The following is a 4,295-nucleotide window of genomic DNA, read 5'->3' as shown; positions in this document are numbered from 1 at the left end:
CAGCAGGGGTGTCATCGGGTCGTCATCCACCGCATCCGAGGCCAGATAGCTGTTTTCGACATCCCGTTCCAGCAGGCCTTGCCGTTCCAGATAGCGACCCACCCGGTGGGCGATGGTGTGCGTCAGCTGGGTGAGCTCTGGGCTGGTCGGCGCCTTGACCCAGCGGAAACGCGCTGAGCCGTGGGATTGCTCGACATACACACCGTCGAGAAACAGCATGTGGAAGTGAACATTCAGATTGAGCGCCGATCCAAAACGCTGGATCAGGGTGACCGCGCCCGTCTTGGCCACTTGGTGGGTATGGCCCGCTTTCTTGACCAGGTGCGTGGCAATGACGCGGTAAACGATGCCCAGCACCCACCCCATGATCTCGGGCCGGCTGGCAAACAGGAAACGCAGCTGAAACGGGAAGCTCAACACCCACTGACGCATGGGTTGTTCAGGCAGTACTTCATCAACCAGCAAGGCGGCACTTTCGGCCATCCGCCGCGCCCCACAGCTCGGGCAGAAACCGCGACGCTTACAGCTGAAAGCGACCAGGTGCTCGGCGTGGCAAGACTCGCAGCGAACCCGTAGAAAGCCATGCTCCAGCCGCCCGCATTGGAGAAATTCTTCAAATTCCCGTTGCACATAGCCCGGCAATTCCTTTCCCTGCTCTGCCATAAGCGCAGCGAATGCCGGGTAATACTCGTCAACGATCTGATAGAGAAGGGTTTGCTCGGGTCGGTGGCTCTGGTAACGACCAGTATCCCGATCCCGGCTGGCCGCCACATGAGGCATGTTCCGCGTCCTTGCAATACTGTGTTTACATACAGTCTATCGCTTAGCGGAAAGTTCTTTTACCCTCAGCCGAAATGCCTGCCGTTGCTAGACATTGCCAGCCAGTGCCCGTCACTCCCACTCGATTGTAAACAAGCACACAAAACCCTTTAGTGACAACAATTTGCAAGAACTATCAGGCTCAGTGCCATGAAAAATACCATGACCAGATCATGAGGTTGAACACGGCTTGCGCCGGCAGCGTTCACGCTCCTGGTCGGCGATCTCGCCCGGCTGCAATGCTAGCTCAGCATCGGTCATGCGCTCCAGCACGTCGCGTAGGCGGATGGTGCAAGGAATGGGCGGCAGCTCGAACTCATAGCCGCCGGCGATCATTTCGGCCGCAATCTCCTCGGTGATGAAAAACGGCTCGTCGTCTTGGTTCGGCTTCTTCATGCCCTTTCCTCCTGGCGCTCATCCTGGCCGACAGCGGCCAGGGCATCGGCTTCCGTCAATGCGTCCTCCACGAACGCGCCGTGCTGCTTCGCTTCGGCCTGGCTGACCTCGGCCCATATCCGTTTCACCTGGGCCGCACTGTACCCGGCCAGCTCGGCGGTCTTGTTGATGCTGTAGCCGGACTTGCGCAGCGCGACAACTTGGGCGCGGCGCTTCGGATCAGCACGGCGGCCCTTGTACCGCCCGGCCTGGCGGGCCAACTCAATGCCTTGGCGCTGGCGTTCGCGCCTGTCCTCGTAGTCGTCGCGGGCCATCTGCAAGGCCAGGCGAAAAAGCATGATCTGCACGGCTTCCAGCACGATCTTGGCGACGCCCTGGGCCTCGGCCGCCAGGTCGGATAGATCGACCACGCCAGGGACGGCCAGGCGTGCGCCTTTGGCCTGTATCGAGGCCACCAGGCGCTCGGCCTCGGGCAAAGGTAGGCGGCTGATGCGGTCGATCTTCTCGGCAATGACCACCTCGCCGGGCTGTAGGTCGCCGATCATGCGCAGCAGCTCAGGCCGGTCGGCGCGTGCGCCGGATGCCTTCTCACGGTAGATGCCGGCGACGTAGTAGCCGGCGGCCTTCGCGGCCGTAGTGATCGCCTCTTGGCGTTCCAAGTCCTGCGCGTCGGTGCTGACGCGCAGATAGACCCGCGCCACCATCGGCGCGGCTACTGGCTTCGTCCTGCGCATACTTGCGGGCTCCTTTGGGCATACTCAAATGCACCCATCTTAAACTGGCAGCTAATGTACAAAAGTTGATAGAAGCACACAAGTTCAATTTTGCACTTCTGCCCCACTATTGCAAAACTGCTTGTTAGTAGCCGTTTTTTCTTACTGTTTATAGATTCAATAATTTTTGAAACGAAAAATTGGGACTAAACATTTCGGTTTCGTTTTCTGTCGATTCGTCCTGCGTATCTTTTGCATAAACAAACATTTGTTGTTCGTAGTTTTCGATGGCATTTTCAATACTTGTAAATTCTCCGTTTGTAAGGTTTTCAGACAATATCAAAGCATCCAATAATCCCGTATTTACACCCTGTCCTGCAAAAGGCGACATCAAATGAGCAGCATCGCCAATCATTGTTATGGGTAATGGACGGTTACTTTTCCAATCATTGTTCAAAGGAAATTTCCTTGTGGGCAAGCATTGAAATGTTGATACCGAACGTATTAATTGTTTGTAAACTTCACTCCATTTGGAAAATCTTTTCAATAAAAAATCGGCAACGCTGTTTCTGTCCTGAAAATCTAAGGGAATTTTATTTTTCCATTCATCGGGCGTTTTAAAACTAATTCCTAAATACAATGCACCATTATTATTGGGATTGGCAAACAATAAAATGCCCTGATGTCCCGCCATTAATCGGTTGCCGTTGCATAGCTGAAAAAATCCGGGACAGTTTATTTCCGGTTGAAGAATATCAGCTTGGATGTTGAAAGTACCGGTTTCTTCAACTTGCGTGTCGGTAACAAAGCTCCTTATTTTCGACATTCCACCATTGGCAAGAATAACCAAATCTGCTGTTTCACTCGGTTTATTCTCAAAAGTTAGTGTCCACTTCTTCTTACCAGGTTCAAGCATAACAAGTTTTCTATCCCAAATAACCGTGTCGTTTTCTAAACTATTCAACAAGATAGCCCTTAAGTCATTTCTGTTTATTTCAGGATTGTCAAATCGATTTTCGGGCTTTACATTTTTTGTGGATAAAATATTGCCTTTTTCATCAGCAATATTTACACCCATTGGTAAGGCTAAGTCATAATAAGTTTGTAACAATCCCGCTTTTTTCATTGCTTCCTGACCTGAACCTTTGTGTAGGTCAAGGGTTCCACCAAAAATTCTTGCCTCTCGGTCGTTGTCTCTTTCGTAAACTGAAACGTCTATGCCGTTTTGCTGTAATAATTTTGCCATAGTCAGTCCAACGGGTCCACCACCAATTATTGCAACGTTCTTATCACTAAGTAAATTCATTTGTTTGTCTGTATCTATTCGCATTGTCATTCAAAAATGGCACATAACAAGTGGCTATACGCCAAATGGCGTATATATCCACTATATCTTATTTTGCTAAACCTTTCATTATCAGTGACAAATCCGTTTTCAACCGTTTACCGTTCGTTTCTACTCTCTCAAAAGGATTTATATTCATAGTGCTTTTTGTTAAGTTTTGCTCAAATATACAAATCCTTTCTATATATCTAACAAATCCATCGGACTTTTTAATTGTTCCATTCCCTTGGTGGTAATATGTGTATAAACCTCAGTTGTTTTACTGCTTGAATGACCTAACAACGATTGAATATAACGTAAACTCGTACCATTCTCAAGCAAATGCGTTGCAAAGCTATGTCGTAAGGTATGTACAGTAACTTCCTTTTGAATCTTTGCTTTTAAAACAGCTGCTTTAAAAATGTTTTGAATACTTCGGCTTGAGTATGCGCCACCTTTTTGACCTTCAAATAAATAATCTTTTGGTTTATATTCCATAAAGTATGTTCTTAAAATAATTAATGTTTTCTCAGATAAAATGGTATAACGATCTCTTTTTCCTTTTGACTGTTCTATACGAATTTGCATGCGCTTGGAGTCAATGTCTTTTATTTTCAGGTTTATACATTCAGAAATGCGCAAACCTGCCGAATAAATAGTCATCAGAATAGCCTTGTGTTTCACGTTTTCAATAGCGCGTAGTACCCGAATGGTTTCTTCTTCACTCATCACAACAGGAAGTGTTTTTTCTTTTTTTGGTCTTTCGATGAAATATGTTTTCCGTTGTCCACCCAAAACACGTTCGTAATAAAACTTAATCGCATTGATTGCCTGGTTTTGATAAGATATTGAAACTTTTCGCTCCATAACCAAATGTCGGAGAAATGATTGTATATGTCCTTCATTCAATCGATCGACGTATAGGAAGAATAAACGCCCTTTTCACCCAAGTCCAACAGCTTTGGACCGCAGTTGACTCTTTCGACACCCCTGCGATGCAACCCAATCCGGCTGACGGGGAGCCAGCAACGCTGAAAATTTAC

General features: G+C 48.1%; 4 protein-coding genes and 1 pseudogene. All 5 read right to left on the bottom strand.

The genetic code is table 11. The annotated features are described in order from the left end of the window. Positions 1-780 (bottom strand): annotated as a pseudogene (locus tag FTU62_RS17125) (IS91-like element ISVsa3 family transposase); the annotation flags it as partial. A gap of 210 nt (positions 781-990) precedes the next feature. Then, a complete protein-coding gene (locus tag FTU62_RS17120; RefSeq protein WP_000743213.1) occupies positions 991-1,215 on the bottom strand; it encodes a hypothetical protein in 225 nt (74 codons plus the stop codon). Then, positions 1,212-1,949, bottom strand: coding sequence for a recombinase family protein (locus tag FTU62_RS17115; protein WP_001366550.1), 738 nt, complete (start codon positions 1,947-1,949; stop codon positions 1,212-1,214). Before FTU62_RS17115 ends, FTU62_RS17120 begins: the two co-directional genes overlap by 4 nt. A 148-nt stretch (positions 1,950-2,097) precedes the next feature. Next, entirely contained in the window at positions 2,098-3,264 is a 1,167-nt protein-coding gene (locus tag FTU62_RS17110; RefSeq protein ID WP_024160783.1) for a tetracycline-inactivating monooxygenase Tet(X3), read from the bottom strand. Positions 3,265-3,453: 189 nt separating this feature from the next. After that, entirely contained in the window at positions 3,454-4,119 is a 666-nt protein-coding gene (locus tag FTU62_RS17105) for a tyrosine-type recombinase/integrase (protein WP_015060916.1), read from the bottom strand. Between the last annotated feature and the right edge of the window lie 176 nt (positions 4,120-4,295).

The organism is Acinetobacter sp. YH12126 (assembly GCF_013418745.1).
In the GTDB taxonomy this organism is placed as follows: Bacteria; Pseudomonadota; Gammaproteobacteria; order Pseudomonadales; family Moraxellaceae; genus Acinetobacter; species Acinetobacter amyesii.
This window is presented reverse-complemented; position numbering and strand designations above follow the sequence as displayed.